The following is a 17,135-nucleotide window of genomic DNA, read 5'->3' as shown; positions in this document are numbered from 1 at the left end:
CGAATCCTTTTCTCTGATCCCTGAAAATGCTAGATCTGGGGGCATGGAAGATCATGCCCCCAATATGCGTCCCATCATCCGGCAACTCGATGAGGCTGCCGCCAACCGCATCGCGGCGGGCGAAGTGGTCGAGCGTCCGGCCTCGGCGGTCAAGGAGCTGGTCGAGAATGCTCTTGATGCAGGTGCGACCCGTATCGAGGTCGCCATCTCTAAGGGTGGCAAGGGCCTGATCAGGGTGACCGATGACGGTTGCGGAATGACCGCCGAGGATTTGCCGCTGGCTTTGTCGCGTCACGCGACCTCGAAGATCGACGGCAGCGACCTTCTGGATATCCGCAGTTTCGGTTTTCGCGGCGAGGCTTTGCCCAGCCTTGGCGCGGTCAGTCGGCTGACCATCACCAGTCGTGCGCAGGGTTTTGACGGGGCGCAGATCGGTGTGTCGGGCGGGCGGATCGGTGCTGTCAAACCTGCGGCGGGCAATCGCGGCACGGTGGTCGAATTGCGCGATCTGTTTTTTGCCACACCTGCACGGCTTAAATTCCTGCGCACGGATCGAGCGGAAACTCAGGCGGTGGCCGATGTGCTGCGCCGTCTTGCCATGGCCGAACCCTATGTCGGATTTACCCTGATCGACGAGGACGAAGGCCGCACCCTGTTCCGCGCCGATGCCGAGCAGGGCGATTTGTTCGGCGCATTGCAGACCCGCCTGACCCGGATCATGGGGCGCGAGTTCATCGACAATGCCCTGCCGATTGATGCGACGCGGGATGAAATCAGTCTGACCGGATTTGCCGCCTTGCCGACCTACTCGCGCGGGGCGGCGGTGGCGCAGCATCTTTTCGTGAATGGCCGACCTGTCCGCGACAAGCTGCTGACCGGCGCGATGCGGGCGGGGTATATGGATGTCCTGCCCTCGGGGCGGCATCCGGCAGCGGTGCTGTTTGTCACCTGCGACCCGCATATGGTCGACGTGAACGTTCATCCAGCCAAGGCCGAGGTGCGTTTCCGCGACCCTGCCATCGCGCGCGGACTGGTGGTCAGTGCGCTGCGCCATGCACTGGCAGGGGCGGGGCATCGGTCGTCCTCGACGGTGGGAACGGCGGCGCTTGGAGTTGCGCGTTCGGAGACGGTGATCGTGACGCCTGCCGCCCCGCGTACCTATCAGGCCGATTACCGCCCGCAGATACAGCGCCCCTCGCCACAGGCCCTCGCCACAAGCTTTGCCTTTCAAGCTCCGGGCTTTGCCGAAACGCCGACCGCGCGGGTCGAACCTGAATCGCTTGCCGATGCTGACGCGTCCTTGGGTGCAGCCCGTGCGCAACTGCACGAGAACTGGATCATCGCACAGACCGGCGACGGCATCGTAATTGTCGATCAGCACGCCGCGCATGAAAGGCTGGTCTATGAGCGCCTGAAAGCGCAGGCCGAGGCCAACGGTATCGCCAGTCAGGCTTTGCTGATCCCCGAAATCGTCGAACTATCCGATGCCGATGCCGCCAGCATCCTTGGCATCGCGAGTGAACTTGCCGGTCTGGGCCTTGTGATCGAGGCCTTTGGTGGCGGCGCGATTGCCGTGCGTGAGGTTCCGGCGATGATCAAACGGATCAACGCTCCGGCCTTGATCCGCGACATTCTGGACGATTTGCAGGATCAGGGGGCGTCCGACCGGTTGCAGGCGCGGGTTGATGCGGTGTTGTCCTCGATGGCCTGCCATGGCTCGGTCAGGTCGGGGCGGCGGATGAGCGCGGATGAGATGAACGCCCTTTTGCGCGAGATGGAACGGACCCCGAAATCCGGCCAATGCAATCATGGTCGGCCAACTTGGATCGAGTTGAAGCTGTCCGATATCGAGCGGCTGTTCGGGCGCAGCGGATGACGTATAGCCTTCACCACTGTTCGCGACCGGCGTGACGCGCCTGATCGCGCGGGCTGGTAGTTCTTGCCTCGGGTATCGCTACGATCCTGATTGACCTCCGAGTCCAGCGGCGCGAGACTTGCGCAAAGGAGGCCTCGCAATGCTCGAGATCAGTCCCGCAAAAATCGCCCATGTCATCATTCGTGCCCGTGAGTATGACAGCGGAGTCAATGCCTGGGCCCATAGCGGCCAGCGCACCGGCCACGGCACGGAAACCGAACTGGCCGAGTTCATCGCGGGGCTGAACGACGACGAGAAAGCAAGCCTTGTCGCCGTCATGTGGATCGGACGCGATACCTTTACCGCAGATGATCTTGACGAGGCGATCCGCACCGCGAAGGTCGAAAACCGCTCGCCCACCGAAACCTATCTGATGGGCGAGCCGCAGCTTGCCGATTATCTTGAGGCCGGGATGGAGGCGCTGGGAATCTCGCCAGAAGCAGCCGAGGACGATCTGCACCACCCCGTCTGATCAGCGCGACAACCGGATCAGCGCGCCTTTCTCGGCATCCGTCAGGACCATAATCGCGCCATCAGGCGCCACGGCAACGTCGCGGACCCGACCGATCCCCTCGGCCAGATGCTGTTCGCCCGAGACACGGCCATCCGTGATCTTGAGCCGGACAACGGATTTTGATTGCAGCCCTCCGATCAGCGCATCACCGCGCATTTCAGGGAACATCGCGCCATCATAAAACGCCATTCCACTGGGTGCGATGACCGGATCCCAGTAATAGACCGGCTGCTCCATCCCTTCGCGCCGTGTCTGGCCTTTGCCGATGGGTTTGCCGCTGTAATCCTCGCCATAGGTGATGATCGGCCAACCGTAATTGCGGCCCGCCCGCGGCATGTTCAACTCGTCCCCGCCTTTTGGACCGTGCTCGACCGTCCAAAGTCGGCCCTGACCATCCAGAGCCGCCGCTTGCAGGTTGCGATGGCCCCATGACCAGATTTCCGGCTTGCCGCCGCCTTGCGCAAAAGGGTTGCCCGCCACACCGCGCCCCGTCATCGGATCAATGCGCAAGACCTTGCCCAGATGTGTGTTCACATCCTGCGCCAACTGGCGCGGTTTGGGCAAAGACCGCTCGCCCGTCGTGACAAACAGCATACCCTGTCGGTCGAATACCAACCGCGAGCCGTAATGCATGGTCGAGTCCCATGCCGGATCTTGCCGGAAAATGACGCGCGCACCTTCGATCGCGGTTCCGTCCGCAGTCAGGGTGCCACTTGCCACCGAGGTCGAGGTTTTGCCCCCCTCGCGGGTTTCGGCATAGCTCCACCAGATGCGGCGGGTCTGGGCAAAATCTGGGGCGACGGCGACGTCCAGCAAGCCGCCCTGCTTGCGGGTGTCGACCTTCGGCAGACCGCGCAGCGGTTCGGACAGTTTGCCATTGGTGAAAAGCCGCATCCGGCCGGGTTTTTCGGTGATCAACCAACCGCCGTCGGGCAGCAACGCTATGCCCCATGGGTGCTCAAGCCCCGAAATCACCGTTTGCTGCTTGAGTTGAACCGCTTGCTGGATCTCGGGCGCGCGGGTCTGGCCTTGAAATGCCGGAGTCTGGCCTTCGGCATTGGGCGGAGACTGGTTCAGCTCGGCCAGCGCCGGACTGCCGGCCAGAGCGGAGATCAACAGGATCGTGCCAAGGGGTTTCATGGTCGCGCTCCGTCTTTGGATCAGGGAACAAGGGGCAACCCGGATCGCTTGCCCCTTGTTCCCTGACATTTCCGTCAGCAGGATCTCTCAAAGCGGTGCGATATGCTGGTCGTAAAGCCGCGATGCGCGACCCCACGCATCTTCGTCGATACGGTCCAGGTTTTTCAGGACGGGCAGGATCTGCGCCGCGAAGTCGATCGAGCTTTCCAGCGGTAAAAGCGAGGGCAGGTTGTCGATCGCCATCACGTCCAGAGGCGGATGCTCGGCCACGCGCAGCGTTGGATGCGTCCAATCCGTCACGCGGTCATAGACCTTTACCGGATTGAACACGCTTGTGGGATCGCAGGCCACGTCGCCGATGACGGATAGTAGCCGCGCTGGTCCGACCGCTTCCGGCGCGACAAAGACCGGCGCGCCCGGCTGGGCAAGAATGCAGTTGATGAAAAGATCATGCATCAGGATCTCGGGAAAGGGGCCGCCATGCGCGGTTTCGGCCATGTCCCATTTCGTCACGGAAACTCCGAGACGGGTCAGAAGATCCGAGGCACCGCTGCCGACCCGCCCAAGCGCGCCGATCACGATGGCGCGCGGACGGCTTTGGCCCGTTGAGTCCAGATCGGCACGCAGCTCGTCGATCATCACGTTCTGCGAGGGGTGGGCATGAACCGGCCCGCACTCAGCGCCGCGTTTTTGCGCCGCCCAAGCCTTGAGCGAAACGGCGGCCCCCGCGAAACCGGCCCAATAGCCAAAGGCGGCAAGACGCCTGCCGCTTGCTTCTGTCAGGTATTCAAGGTCGTAAAGCCTGCCACCTCCGGCCTTGAAACGGTGCAGCAGCGCGATGCCTGCGGGTTGGTCTTTGTAGGCATGTCCGAACATGATGTGGCGATGTTGCAGGGGCGGTCCATCTTCCGGCAGTTCCTTGATCCCGAAAATGATCGCCTCGGCTGGCGCGTCAGGCCACGTATCCCGAGAAACAATCGCTGCCCCAGCGTCGTGATAGTCCCCGATGGGCAGGATCCGGTGCGGGCTTTCCTCGACCGTGATACGGAAACCCTGCGCCAGAAGTTCACGGACGCCGTCAGGGGTGACGCCGACCCGACATTCGTTCGGGCGGCTTTCGGCCCTGACCCACAGATGCACCATCATTACCCCTTTTCTATGTGGACCGGGTTAGGGAAACGCCGATCGGGCGGCAAGCGAGGGGCGGCGGGCGCCAAGGAACGGGCCTTGGCCTGCCACATCTATACGCGCGATTGCCGAGGCAATTGGCTCGATCACGACATTCATGCTGTAAGCAGTGGCATGTATCATCCGCTGGTCATCCAGCGCGATGGCGACATGGCCGGGCCAGAACAGCAGGTCGTTGCGCTGGATCGAGCCCTCGACCAACGGAAACGCCTTTTCCTGCATGTCGCTATCGCCCGGACAAGTCGCGGCACATGCGGTCAGCGCGGTTTGCGCCAGTCCCGAGCAATCGATCCCCCACCTGCTATTGCCACCCCAAAGATAGGGCGTGCCGATCAGCGACTCGGCGACGGTGGCCGGATCGGTGGCCGGAGATTCCGCGATGTGTTGCGCGGGTACCCAGCCACCCTGTGCCAGTCGGGCAAAGCCGCTTTCGATGGCAACGACCGAAAGGCGCGCGCCGATCGACAGCGAATCCGTCTCGCGCAGTTTCATGTTGGGTGCGGGGTAAAGATGCGTCGCAGGGGCGCTGACGCGGTGGGTGATCGGGGCATCGCTGCCGTCCAAATCGGTGTCGCGCAGCCAGCCGCAATACCCGTCGGCTTGGGCTTGAACAACGGCCCATCCATCCTGCCGCTCAATCACCAGCAGGTCTGCGCCGAAATTGACTTGCCGATCACGGGCACCACCCGGTGCGCGGCAAAGATCGGCCACAGGCACCGAAAGCCGCGCAGGGCTGCCCTCGACATAGGCGGGGCGGTCCAAGATGCCGCGCAGGCTTTCCAGTGCGACGCGTTCGGTCGCGGGCGTAAGGCGGCGGTCGGTCGGGCGGATTTCGATCATTTCAGGATCTCCGGCAACGCGTTCAGTATGGCTCGCATGCCTTGGCCCGTTCCGCCCTTGGTTCGACCCGGAGCAGCCGAAGGTTGCCAGCCATAGATATCGAAATGGACGTAATGACGGGCCGTTTCGGTGAAGCGGCGCAGAAACAACGCGGCGGTGATCGCTCCTGCAAACCCGCCGCTCGGGGCGTTGTCCAGATCGGCGATGCCCGGCTCGATCATGGTTTCATAGGGTTCCCAGAATGGTAGCCGCCAGACCGGATCGGCATGATCGCGGCCCGCAGCATGGATCGCCGCTGCAAGCCCATCGTCGTCGCAGAAGAAGGGGGGCAGATCCGGCCCGAGCGCGACCCGCGCGGCTCCGGTCAGGGTCGCCATCGAGATCAGCAGCGCGGGCGATTCCTCATCCGCAAGCGCCAGTGCATCGGCTAGGACAAGGCGACCCTCGGCATCGGTGTTGTTGATCTCGACCGTCAGGCCCTTGCGACTGGTCAACACATCGCCAGGACGGAAGGCATTTCCCGCAATTGCATTCTCGACGGCCGGAATCAGGACGCGCAGCCGCATGTCAGAGGTCTGGCCTAGACGGCACAGCGTCTCGGCCAGACCCAGCACATTCGCAGCGCCGCCCATGTCTTTCTTCATCAGCCCCATTGACGAGGGCGGCTTGATATCCAGCCCGCCGGTGTCAAAGCAAACGCCCTTGCCAACAAGGGTCAGAAGCGGACCCTTGCCCGGAAAGCGGATATCGATCAGGCGCGGAGCCTGTGCACCCGCCCGTCCGACGGCATGGATCATCGGGAAATTCTGCGCGATCAGGTCCTGACCCGTGATGACGGTGATTTCCGCTCCGTGGCGCGAGGCCAGATCGCGGGCGGCCTGCTCCAACTCGTCCGGTCCCATATCCGAGGCAGGAGTGTTGATCAGGTCGCGGGCCAGATATTCGCCGGCTGCGAGCGCCAGAAGTTTGTCGGCATCGACATTCGCAGGGCATACCAATTGCGTAGCAGGTGCTTCGGACTTCTTGTAGCGGGTGAAGCGGTATTGGGCGAAAAGCCAGCCAAGCGCCCCTTGGAAGAGATCGAAACCATCGGGTGCATTGGCGATATGCCAGTCGCCTTGCGGCAAGGTTTCGGCGGCCTTCGCCAATTTGTAGCGTTCGCGGGCCGGACGGTCGGATGCGCCGGGTTTCGGTCCGATGCCGTAAAGCGCACCGGCGAATTCACCGTTTGGCGTGGGCAGCAGGCAAAGTTGCCCCGATTTGCCCGCAAAACCCTGTGCCGTCGCCCAAACCTTGGCGGCTGGGCTGATTGCCTCGGGTAGATCCGGTCCGGTCTCGCCGGAACGGACTAACCACAGCGGTAGGCTGCTGGCAGAGGATGCGGCGAATTCGGGAAGCATGGACATGTCGCGGGGCCTTTCTTGTCGGTGCAGGCAAGGTAGCGCGCAAGGATTTGTCCGCAAGCCCTCCAGCAGATCCTAGCCTTTGGACGGATTGTCCCAGATCCGCGTCAGCGACTGGTTGCCGATCCGCCTGAGCCGCGCCGAGGTCGCGCCAAGTGCGCTTGTATCGCGGAATTCGGCGCATCGGCCGACGTCGATGGCGACCGTGGCCAATGACACCAACCCCAATTGCCAGGCGAGACGCGACAGCCGGTCGGCATCGCGGGCGACCGCCGCCAGATCGCCGCGCATTACCGCGCCGAGCGTCCGACTTAGCGCAAGCGCCATCTGTTCAAGCGCCGCGCCGATGACCTCGGCTGCCGTCGCCTCGCCTAGCTCAGAGACGAGCCCCTCAAGCCTGCGCCGGTCTATGGTCACACATTCGTCGACCGCCAGCTTCGCCACATTTACCATCAAATCACCAGTTACGGGTTCGTCACTGATGCGGAAACTGACATCAATCTATCAAGAAATGGTTGAGCGCATCGCACTAAACCTCTCGAACTTTAGTGATTCCGACTGTATCAAACGGCTGAACGGTAGATGAGGATGTCATGAAACAGGCACGACCGCTGCCCCAATATCTTGTCCAGCGTTATCAGGGCTGGCGCGCCACGTCGTTCACCGAGAACCGTAGCTGGTACAGGAGATTGGCCGAAGGCGGGCAGCACCCCCGCGCCATGGTTATCGCCTGCTGTGACTCGCGGGTGCATGTCACGTCGATCTTTGGCGCCGATACGGGTGAGTTCTTCATTCACCGCAACATTGCCAATCTGGTGCCGCCCTATCTGCCCGATGGCGAGCAGCACGGCACCTCGGCTGCGGTGGAATATGCGGTCAATGCGTTGAAAGTCGCGCATCTGGTCGTCGTCGGGCATACCAGCTGCGGCGGGGTGGCGGGCTGCCATGCCATGTGCTCGGGCCATGCGCCCGAACTCGAGGAAAAGACCAGTTTCGTCGGTCGCTGGATGGATATCCTGCGTCCGGGTTACGAGCGGATCAGCGGCCTGCCCGAAGACCGGCAGGTGGCCGAACTCGAACGTCAGGCGGTTCTGATCTCGCTAGAGAATCTGATGACCTTCCCCTTCGTCCGCGAGAATGTCGAGGCGGGCAATCTGTCGCTGCATGGTGTCCTGCACGACATCGCCGAGGGCACGTTGCAGGCTTACGATCCGGGGACAGATACGTTCTCGTTGGTCGGTTGATCGCGATCCCTGTCGCAACTGCGCGATCGGGCTGGTATGGAACTCGCGCATCAGCCGTGAGGACCGTCCATGAGTGCTTTGCCGACCCGCCATGAAATCGCTCGCATGGATGCGCAGGACCCGTTGGGGGACCTGCGCGACCGTTTCCTGCTGAACGAGGGCGAAGTCTATCTGGACGGCAATTCGCTGGGTGTGGCCAGTAAGGACGCTTTGGCCGAACTTCAGGATGCGACACATACCGAATGGTCCCGCGATCTGATTCGCAGTTGGAACATAGCTGGCTGGTTCGATCTGCCGCTCGAACTTGGTGATCGTATCGGTCGGTTGATTGGTGCCGCGGCGGGGCAGGTGGTCGTCTCGGATACGACTTCGATCAATATCTACAAGGCGTTACACGCGGCTATCGGTTTGCGTCAGGGGCGCAATGTCATCGTCGCCGAGGCGGGCAGTTTTCCGACCGATCTGTATATGGCCGAGGGTGTGATCTCGACCCTGCCGCATATGTCCATGCGGTTGGAGGGGCGTGACGGCGCGCGGCTAGAGGATCTGATCGACGATCAGGTTGCCGTGGTTCTGGTCAATCACGTGAATTATCGCACGGGCGAGTTGCGCGATATGGCGGCGCTGACCCGCAAGATCCATGCCGCAGGCGCGTTGGTCGTCTGGGATTTGTGTCACTCTGCAGGCGCATTGCCGGTCGAACTGGACGCGGCACAGGCCGATTTCGCGGTCGGCTGTACCTATAAATATCTGAACGGTGGACCAGGCTCTCCGGCGTTTGTCTATGTCGCCGAGCGGCATTTGGGGCATGTCGATCAGCCGCTGAGCGGTTGGTGGGGCCATGCCCGTCCTTTCGCATTCGAGACGGGCTTTGCCGGTGATCCGGGCATCCGGCGTTTCCAATGCGGCACGCAACCGATCCTGTCGCTGCGGGCGATGAAGGGGGCGCTGACGATCTGGGACGAGGTCGACTTGCAGGCGCTACGGGGGAAAAGTCTGGCGCTGACTGATCTGTTCATTCAGTTGGTCGAGGGCCAATGCGCGGGCCTAGGTCTGACGCTGCAAACGCCGCGCGACCATGCGCTGCGCGGCAGTCAGGTCGCCTTTTCCCATCCCCATGCCTATGAGGTCATGCAGGCATTGATTGCGCGCGGCGTGATCGGAGATTTCCGCGCGCCGGATGTGCTGCGTTTCGGTTTCACGCCGCTCTATATCAGCTTTGCCGATGTCGCACAGGCGGCAGAGGTGATCCGCGACGTTCTGGTGAAGGAAACATGGCGCGATCCGCGCTACGGTGTGCGGGCCGCTGTGACCTGAGCGGCAGGAAGGTTCTGGACCGTCCGTCGGCGGTCCAGAGCGTTTTCTAGACGTTTAGCGACCAAGCGACCGATTGCGGTCGCGCCTTGGCAATCGCGGAAACCAGCATGCCGGTCACGCCAGCCTTCAGCAGATCTCCGGGCAGGAATGCGGTGACCAGCAACAGGCATTCCGGAATGGACTTGCCTAGTCCGATCGACATGCCGATGATCCCGAAGGCATACATCACGACGATACCGCCAAGAACCGCGCCCAAAGCCGCGCGCAATGCGATGGGGCGCAAGGCGATGTGTTCGACGAAAAGCCCCGTGACATAGGCCGCGACCGGAAACGCGATCAGGAATCCCGATGTCGGGGCGGTAAAGGCGGCCAGCCCGCCACGGCCACCCGAAAGCAACGGCAGACCGATGGCAACGAGCAGCAGAAACAGCATGACCGACAGGAATCCGCGCCGCGCGCCAAGGATCGCGCCGGTCAGCATGACGCCCATGCTTTGCGCGGTCACCGGAATGCCGAAGGGCAATGTGATCGGGGGCACCAAGCCCAACGCGGCGATCAATGCGGCGAAAAGCGCGATCTGCGCGACGTTCTTTTCCATGTCAGTCCTCGTCCCTCGGGTTCAATCCACCGCGCGCACGAAGCGCCTCGGCCAGATGGTCGGCATCATCCAGCGCCAGCAGCGCCATCGGCAGGACGATATGCCAGTTTGCCCTGCGAGGCGAGCGGGCACGCCACGCGTCCAGCAATAGCCGCCCCTTGCCGATCAGCACCGGAGTGAACCGGATGACCAGCGGGATGGCGATCTCGATGATGCCGAATGGCAGTCCGGTGCGGCGCAGCGGGCGGAACAATCGATGCAGCAGATCCGTCATATCGCCAAGCGAGGTGGTCATGGTCACCAGATTCGCGATTGCCACGGCGGACGTCATCCGAAGCGCGGTGCGGATGCCCTCGGGCCAGTTTCCGGCGATGGCGTGCCAGACCAGAAGCAGCGCGACAAAGGGCCAGATCACCCGCAACTGTCGCAACCCGTGATGCAGGAAATGCCGTCCGGGAATGGTATAAAGGGCCAGTACCGAAACCAGCGCCGCAGCCTGAAACCGGATGCCGGGGATCAGGAACAGCAGCGTCGTGGTCGCGGCAAGGCCCAGTAATTTGAGACCGGCAGGCCAGTTATGGGCGCGGGTCTTAACCGGCGAGGTCAGCGAGATCATCGCGCGCGCCCTCGTGGATCATCTCGGTCTCGAATGCGGATAACACATCGGCGTCACCCTTGGCGCGGATCTGGCCGCGATCCAGCCAGCAAATCTGCGCGTAGCCGGCCAGATCGCGCGGGTCATGCGAGATATGGACCAGATTTACCCCGCAGTTTTCAAGGTGGCGGGTCAGTTGCATCCGCGTCGGAATGTCCAGACCGGCAAACGGTTCGTCTAGGATCAACCAGCGTGGGCGCATTGCCATGACAGCCATCATGCACAGAAGGTGCTTTTGGCCCTGAGACAGGGTCTCGGTCGAGGCATCCAGCCAATGCGCCTTTCCAAAGCCGGTCAGGGTGGCCAGCGCGGCGTCGCGGGCGTCGGCCTTGTTGCGGCCAAGTTGGCGCAGGCCGAAGCAGATTTCCTCGAGCACGGTCGGAAAGATGATCTGGTGTTCGGGATTCTGGAACAGGATGCCGACGGTAGAGATGGCGGCGCGGCGATCCTTGCAGACATCGACGCCTTCGATCAGGACGCGGCCTTGGCTTGGTTCGATCAGACCGGCCAATAGCCGTGCCAACGTGCTTTTCCCCGAACCGTTCCGCCCGATGACGCCGATGCGTGGCGCGTCCAGTTGCAGGCTGATTCTGTCCAGAATCCGTCGCGGTCCGATGTTATGGGACATGTCTTGGACGTGGATGCCCGGACCGGATTGCACGTTAGGCCTCATTCCTGTTTGCCAGAATCGCGAACCCCTCTAGCATCTTTGGAGCGACTTGAAAGGCCGAAAGGCCAAAGGAGACAGCATGAGTTGGAACCCTGCGCTTGAGCCCGGATGCCCGGACGAGGTGTCGCTGGACAGTATCGAAACCCTGATCATCCCGCGCGCCCGCGATCTGGGCAGCTTCGAAGTCATGCGGGCGCTGCCTGCGCCGAAGCGGCAGATGGTTGGCCCGTTCATCTTTTTCGATCAGGCCGGACCTGCCGAGTTTCTGACCGGACAGGGAGTTGATATCCGTCCGCATCCGCATATCGGGCTGGGGACCGTGACCTACCTTTATCAGGGCGACTTCCACCACCGCGACAGCATCGGCACGGATCAGGTCATTCTGCCGGGAGCGGTGAACTGGATGGTCGCGGGCAAAGGCGTCACCCATTCCGAGCGGACCAGCGAACAGGGCCGCAAAGGCCCGCATTCGCTGTTCGGCATCCAGACATGGATCGCCTTGCCCGAAAGCCACGAGGATATGGATGCGGTCTTCGAGCATCACGAAAAGAAAAGCCTGCCGCAATTCGACGATGGCGGGGTCAGTGCGCGTTTGATCCTTGGCCACGCCTATGGCGAAACCGCGCCTGCGACGATGTATTCGGACACGTTCTATCTGGATGTGGTGCTTGAAGCCGGTGCGCGCTTTCCGTTGCCCGACGATCACGAGGATCGCGGGATCTACGTGACGCAAGGGTCAGTCCTGATCTCGGGACAGGAATTCACCTCGGGGCGGATGATGGTGTTCCGTCCGGGGGACAAGATCACTGTGGCGGCGGGCGCTCAGGGTGCGCGGATACTTGCGCTGGGGGGCGAGACCCTGAACGGGCCGCGCCATATCTGGTGGAATTTCGTGGCCTCGTCCCGCGAACGGATCGAGCAAGCCAAAGAAGAATGGCGCGCCGCGAAATGGGGGCAGGGGTTGTTCGCCCTGCCGCCCGGCGATGATCACGAGTTCATCCCCTTGCCTTAGGGGCGCAGCAATACCTTGCCCGCCTTGCCCGGCGTCAGCGAGGCGGTGACGGCATGCTGGATCTGATCGAAGCCGAAGATGCCCTCGACCGGCAGCCGCACCTTGCCCTCGATGACAAGGCCCATCAGTTCGGCGACAAGGCGACCCATGCCTTCGCGGCCCAGTGCGGCCGCGACCTTGGCGGCCCAGTAGCCTTTGACCACGGCCTGCTTGTAGATCAACTGGCCCGCGTCGAGGATCATCGGCTCTCCGGTCAGCGACCCGAATGAGACCAGCGTGCTGTCATCACCCAGAAGCGAAAGCAGATCGCCACTGGCCTTGCCGCCGATGGAGTCGACGCCAGCCTTGACCCGCGCGCCGCCGGTCAGGGCGCGGACGCGATCCTGCCAGCCCGTGGTATCGGTCGAGACGACGTTGGTGATGCCCAACTCTGCCATTTCGGTAATGGTTGCCTCGCGCCGGACGATGCTGACGACATTGATGCCGCGCGCCGCACCGAGCATGGCGACCGCCTTGCCGACTGCGCCGTTCGCGGCGTTCTGGACGATCCAGTCACCTTCCTGAAGCCCCAGGAACTCCAGCAGGGTCAGCGCGCTGAAGGGCATGGCGATCAGTTGCGCGGCCTGTTCGTCGGCGATTGCGTCGGGCAGCGGGACCAGCGAAGCGGCGGGTGCAAGGAAATACTCGGCCCAGGTGCCATGCACCGCTGCAACCGCGATGCGCTGCCCAAGGGTCACGCCCTCGACGCCCGGACCGATCGCGTCGATGGTGCCGACGGCTTCGGTTCCACCGATGGCGGGCAGATCCGGTTTGTAGCCATAAAGGCCCTGCACCGTCACCAGATCATGGTTGTGGATCGGGGACAGGATGGTCTTGATGCGAACCTGACCTTCGGCCGGTTCGGGAAGGGGGCTTTCGCCCGGGGTGAGTACCTGATCGGGTTCGCCGAAAGCGGAATGTATAGCGCTGCGCATGGCAATTTCCTTGAATGTTGGGTCTGGTCTGGACGGATCAGTCGTCGCTGTCGCAATCCAGCAAGCGCTCGGTTGCGGTCAGCGCGCGCTCGAAAGGCGCGGCGCTACGGGTTAGGCGGGCAAGCAATGCGGCCCCGAGCCACATCTGGTATAGGGTTTGGGCCAGCGCCTTGGGCTTGACCGCGGGGGACAGCGATCCGTCTTTGCGCCCGTCGCGGATAATGTCGGCAAGCCGCGCGATCAGGGCCTCGGTTCCGTCGCTGAGGACTTGGCGCATGTCTTCGGACAGGTCCGAGACCTCGGCGGCAAGCTTTACGACCAGACAGTCCTCGGTCTGGCCCGGTTCGCCCGCGTGGTTGTCCTCGGCGATCCAGCCGCGGAAATAGCGCATCAAACGCTCGCGGCCCGATCCTTCTGACAAAAGCGGCTCCAGTTTCACGCCGTATTCCGAAACGTAGCGCTGCAGCAAGGCGACGCCGAATGCCTCTTTCGATGCGAAGTAGTGGTAGAACGAGCCCTTCGGCACGCCTGATGACACAAGAATTTCCTGCAGCCCCAAAGCGGCGAAGCCCTTCCTTTTTACCAGTGTTTCGCCTGCTTGCAGAATTGTCAGGCGGGTCGATTCGGATTTTTTTGGCGTGTCCATGGCTCTTGTTTAAATAAAAATAGACCGGTCGTCTATTAATATTAGACCAGTCGTCTAGTTCCTTTGAGGGCAAGGTTGTCAGAATGATGGCATGCGGGTCGCGTCGCTAACGTCATCGACGCCGTTTTGCTCCAGCCGCGAATGAGCGGTTCTGACCCTATTCCCTATTGGGCAGCGGTCCAGCGGTCCGACAAGGAGCCGCGAATATTCTTCGTTCTTGGTGGCTGACGAGATTGACACTGACCCAATGGAATTTGTTCGTGACCCAAGGAAACCTTGCGCGGTTCTTTGTCGTTGGTTGACAACGGGCGTGAAGCCCCAACTGGGAGATTGTCACATGAATTCCATCATCTATCTTGTCGGACTTGTCGTCGTCGTCCTGTTCATCCTGTCTATGCTCGGGCTGCGCTGAGGAACAAAATGGAGGGACTGATCGTGCGGAAAGGCTCTGACAGTTGCGCCAATCCGCAGGTCAGCTTTCTTCGGGGGGGCAGATCCTCAGATCGGTCCCCCATTCCGCACAACGCGCCGCAAGATCGCGGGGCAGCGGGCGGTCAGTAAAGACGGTGTCGATCTCGGACAGGCTGGCAATTCGTGCCGGAGCGGGGCGACCAAGCTTCGAATGGTCGGTGACCAGAAATGCCTTGCGGGCTTGCCGAAGGATCGAGCGACTGACCCTGACCTCGGCAAGGTCGAAGTCCAGCATGTCGCCATCATGGTCCAATGCCGACGTGCCAATGACGGCATAATCGACCTTGAACTGCTCGAAGAATTGGGTGGTCAACTCCCCGACCAGCCCTCCGTCCGAGCGGCGTAACGCACCACCGGCCACCATGATCTCGCAACCCGGATTGGCAAGCAAGATGTTGGCGACATTCATGTTGTTCGTGACCACCGTGATGTTCGAGTGGTTGATCAGCGCCTGCGCAACCGCCTCGGTCGTGGTGCCAAGGTTCAGGATCAGGCTGCAATTGTCTGGAATCTCGGCGGCACATGCGGCACCGATGGCCGCCTTTGCGCCCGCATTCATCCGACGCCGAGCCTCGTAGCCCAGATTGACAGTGCCAGCCCGCGGAACGGCACCGCCATGTACGCGATCAAGCAGCCCCGCCTCGGCCATTTCGCCCAGATCGCGGCGGATGGTCTGCAGCGTCACATCGAACCTGTGCGCCAGATCCTCGACCAGCACGCGGCCTTCGGTTCGCGCCAGATCAAGGATCTCGCCTTGCCTTATGCTTAGTGCCATGGCGTCCTCCCGATCATGGAATTTGCGCAATGTACGAAATTCGTAATTCTGCGCAAGTCGGTTGCAACGAAACCGTCAATGTTCGTTTATTATCTTTGCGCAAGGTAAACGAAGATAATTGTTGACGGAAGCGTGATCCCGGATGCAGCTTCATGCTGCGAGGTTGGGAGGCTTCGTTAGGAGGAATCGGTGGTCAATCAGGCAGAATCGGTCAGCGATCTGTTCATCATTGGTGGCGGCATCAATGGCTGCGGCATCGCGCGTGATGCGGTCGGTCGCGGCCTGACCGTGACTTTGGCCGAGATGGGTGATCTGGCGCAGGCGACGTCCTCGGCCTCGACCAAGCTGTTCCATGGCGGGTTGCGCTATCTGGAATTTTTCGAGTTCAGGTTGGTCCGCGAGGCGCTTGAGGAACGCGAGACCTTGCTGACCGCAATGCCGCATATCAGCTGGCCGATGCGTTTCGTGCTGCCCTATTCCCCCGAGATGCGCTTTGAAAGTGACACGCCAACCTCGCGAATGTTGGGCTTGGCGATGCCTTGGATGCGCGGGCAAAGACCGGGCTGGCTGATCCGCTTGGGCCTGTTTTTGTACGACAATCTGGGCGGTCGAAAGATTTTGCCGGGCACGCGGCGGCTGGATCTGGCCAGCGATCCGTTGGGGCGGCCGCTGAAATCGGGCTTCCGACTGGGATGGGAGTATTCGGATTGCTGGGTGCAGGATGCAAGGCTGGTGGTGCTGAACGCCCGCGATGCAGCCGCACGGGGCGCGCAAATCCTGACCCGCACCCGCGTTTCCCATGCCGAACGGATCGACGGGCTGTGGCACATCACGACCGAGGGGGCTGATGGTCGCCATCTTTATCGGGCCCGCGCCTTGGTCAATGCCGGTGGTCCGTGGGTCGAGAATGTCATTCGCAATGTGATCCATATCCCCACGACCGAGGGGGTCCGTCTGGTGCGCGGCAGCCATATCGTCGTGCCGAAACTTTATGACCACGACCGCTGCTATTTCTTTCAGGGCACCGACGGGCGGATCATCTTTTCGATCCCCTACGAGCAGGACTTTACCCTGATCGGCACGACCGACATGGACCACAAGGGTCCACCGGGCGAGGCGAAGTGCTCGGACGAGGAACGGGATTATCTGTGCGCTTTTGCCAGCCGGTATTTCGCGCTTCCGGTCACGCCGGATCAGGTTGTCTGGACCTATTCCGGCGTTCGCCCGCTATATAACGACGGGGCGAAATCGGCGACAGCGGCGACGCGGGACTATGTTCTCAGTTTGAACGAAGACGGCCCTCTGCTGCTGAATGTCTTTGGCGGCAAGATCACGACCTATCGCCGCTTGGCCGAAAGCGCGCTGGCCAGACTTGCGCCGCATTTCCCGCAATCGGGCAAGGCATGGACCGCCCGCGTTCCGCTGCCCGGAGGGGATTTTTCGGTCGATGGCGTGGATGCACTGACCCAAAGGATCGCGTCGAGCTACCCGTTTCTGACCGCGACCGAGGTCCAACGCCTGCTGCGCACCCACGGGACCGAGACATTTGCCATTCTGGGCGATGCCCGCAGCCGCGCCGATCTGGGCCGTGATTTCGGCGCCGGCCTGACCGAGGCCGAGGTAAGCTGGTTTCTTGCCCGCGAATACGCCCGCACTGCCGAGGATATCCTGTGGCGGCGCACCAAACTGGGACTGCGACTGACACCCGAGCAGACAGCCGATCTGACCGAATGGCTGGCCGGCAAGACTGCGAAGGCCGCCGAATGAGGGAGA

The 17,135-nt window shown here is 62.1% G+C and carries 17 protein-coding genes; 6 read left to right on the top strand and 11 right to left on the bottom strand.

The features are described 5' to 3' along the window. Window positions 1-43: 43 nt before the first annotated feature. Both mutL and GL286_RS10415 read left to right on the top strand, forming a co-directional pair. Window positions 44-1,876 carry a DNA mismatch repair endonuclease MutL gene (mutL, locus tag GL286_RS10420; RefSeq protein ID WP_155095507.1) on the top strand — a complete coding sequence of 611 codons (1,833 nt, stop codon included), beginning with the start codon at window positions 44-46 and terminating at the stop codon, window positions 1,874-1,876. 139 nt (window positions 1,877-2,015) lie between these two features. After that, a complete protein-coding gene (locus tag GL286_RS10415; protein WP_155095506.1) occupies window positions 2,016-2,387 on the top strand; it encodes a DUF3775 domain-containing protein in 372 nt (123 codons plus the stop codon). Here the strand turns inward: GL286_RS10415 and GL286_RS10410 are convergent, their stop codons facing one another. The 5 genes from GL286_RS10410 to GL286_RS10390 form a co-directional block, all read right to left on the bottom strand. Further along, on the bottom strand, window positions 2,388-3,569 hold the full coding sequence (locus GL286_RS10410; RefSeq protein WP_155095505.1) for a PQQ-dependent sugar dehydrogenase: 1,182 nt from the start codon (window positions 3,567-3,569) through the stop codon (window positions 2,388-2,390). 87 nt (window positions 3,570-3,656) lie between these two features. Beyond that, a complete protein-coding gene (locus GL286_RS10405; RefSeq protein WP_155095504.1) occupies window positions 3,657-4,712 on the bottom strand; it encodes a saccharopine dehydrogenase in 1,056 nt (351 codons plus the stop codon). Between the two features lie 27 nt (window positions 4,713-4,739). After that, on the bottom strand, window positions 4,740-5,597 hold the full coding sequence (locus GL286_RS10400; protein ID WP_155095503.1) for a C40 family peptidase: 858 nt from the start codon (window positions 5,595-5,597) through the stop codon (window positions 4,740-4,742). Further along, window positions 5,594-6,997, bottom strand: a complete 1,404-nt coding sequence (locus tag GL286_RS10395) for a leucyl aminopeptidase family protein (RefSeq protein ID WP_155095697.1) — start codon at window positions 6,995-6,997, stop codon at window positions 5,594-5,596. The genes GL286_RS10400 and GL286_RS10395 overlap by 4 nt, the downstream gene beginning before the upstream one ends. A gap of 78 nt (window positions 6,998-7,075) precedes the next feature. After that, the gene (locus GL286_RS10390) at window positions 7,076-7,453 is read right to left on the bottom strand and encodes a phage regulatory CII family protein (RefSeq protein ID WP_155095502.1); all 378 of its coding nucleotides are present in this window, start codon (window positions 7,451-7,453) and stop codon (window positions 7,076-7,078) included. A 140-nt stretch (window positions 7,454-7,593) separates the two neighbouring features. Between GL286_RS10390 and GL286_RS10385 the strand changes: the two genes are divergently transcribed. Together GL286_RS10385 and kynU are read left to right on the top strand one after the other, a co-directional pair. After that, complete coding sequence (locus GL286_RS10385) at window positions 7,594-8,244, top strand: carbonic anhydrase (RefSeq protein WP_155095501.1); 651 nt, start codon at window positions 7,594-7,596, stop codon at window positions 8,242-8,244. A 105-nt stretch (window positions 8,245-8,349) separates the two neighbouring features. Next, window positions 8,350-9,561 carry a kynureninase gene (kynU, locus tag GL286_RS10380; protein WP_211596285.1) on the top strand — a complete coding sequence of 404 codons (1,212 nt, stop codon included), beginning with the start codon at window positions 8,350-8,352 and terminating at the stop codon, window positions 9,559-9,561. 46 nt (window positions 9,562-9,607) lie between these two features. On the opposite strand, the gene GL286_RS10375 is transcribed toward kynU, so the two are convergent. The 3 genes from GL286_RS10375 to GL286_RS10365 are packed head-to-tail and all read right to left on the bottom strand — an operon-like array spanning window position 9,608 to window position 11,442. Then, window positions 9,608-10,159, bottom strand: a complete 552-nt coding sequence (locus GL286_RS10375; RefSeq protein ID WP_155095499.1) for a biotin transporter BioY — start codon at window positions 10,157-10,159, stop codon at window positions 9,608-9,610. Window position 10,160: 1 nt separating this feature from the next. Next, a complete protein-coding gene (locus GL286_RS10370) occupies window positions 10,161-10,775 on the bottom strand; it encodes an energy-coupling factor transporter transmembrane component T family protein (RefSeq protein ID WP_155095498.1) in 615 nt (204 codons plus the stop codon). Continuing rightward, the gene (locus GL286_RS10365; RefSeq protein WP_246184914.1) at window positions 10,750-11,442 is read right to left on the bottom strand and encodes an energy-coupling factor ABC transporter ATP-binding protein; all 693 of its coding nucleotides are present in this window, start codon (window positions 11,440-11,442) and stop codon (window positions 10,750-10,752) included. The genes GL286_RS10370 and GL286_RS10365 overlap by 26 nt, the downstream gene beginning before the upstream one ends. 121 nt (window positions 11,443-11,563) lie before the next feature. Between GL286_RS10365 and GL286_RS10360 the strand changes: the two genes are divergently transcribed. Then, window positions 11,564-12,496, top strand: a complete 933-nt coding sequence (locus GL286_RS10360) for a pirin family protein (RefSeq protein WP_155095496.1) — start codon at window positions 11,564-11,566, stop codon at window positions 12,494-12,496. Here the strand turns inward: GL286_RS10360 and GL286_RS10355 are convergent. From GL286_RS10355 to GL286_RS10345, 3 genes are all read right to left on the bottom strand, one after another. Next, window positions 12,493-13,470: a zinc-binding dehydrogenase gene (locus GL286_RS10355; RefSeq protein ID WP_155095495.1), complete on the bottom strand. Its 978-nt coding sequence runs from the start codon at window positions 13,468-13,470 to the stop codon at window positions 12,493-12,495. The two genes, GL286_RS10360 and GL286_RS10355, sit on opposite strands and share 4 nt — an antisense overlap. A gap of 37 nt (window positions 13,471-13,507) precedes the next feature. Then, a complete protein-coding gene (locus GL286_RS10350) occupies window positions 13,508-14,116 on the bottom strand; it encodes a TetR/AcrR family transcriptional regulator (protein WP_155095494.1) in 609 nt (202 codons plus the stop codon). Window positions 14,117-14,588: 472 nt separating this feature from the next. Continuing rightward, window positions 14,589-15,362: a DeoR/GlpR family DNA-binding transcription regulator gene (locus GL286_RS10345; protein WP_155095493.1), complete on the bottom strand. Its 774-nt coding sequence runs from the start codon at window positions 15,360-15,362 to the stop codon at window positions 14,589-14,591. A 189-nt stretch (window positions 15,363-15,551) separates the two neighbouring features. Between GL286_RS10345 and glpD the strand changes: the two genes are divergently transcribed. After that, window positions 15,552-17,129, top strand: a complete 1,578-nt coding sequence (glpD, locus tag GL286_RS10340) for a glycerol-3-phosphate dehydrogenase (RefSeq protein WP_170295138.1) — start codon at window positions 15,552-15,554, stop codon at window positions 17,127-17,129. Window positions 17,130-17,135 lie beyond the last annotated feature (6 nt).

It is taken from the genome of Paracoccus aestuariivivens (assembly GCF_009711225.1).
Classification (GTDB): Bacteria; Pseudomonadota; Alphaproteobacteria; order Rhodobacterales; family Rhodobacteraceae; genus Paracoccus; species Paracoccus aestuariivivens.
The sequence above is the reverse complement of the archived record's forward strand: the minus strand, read 5'-3'. Positions and strand labels throughout refer to the sequence as shown.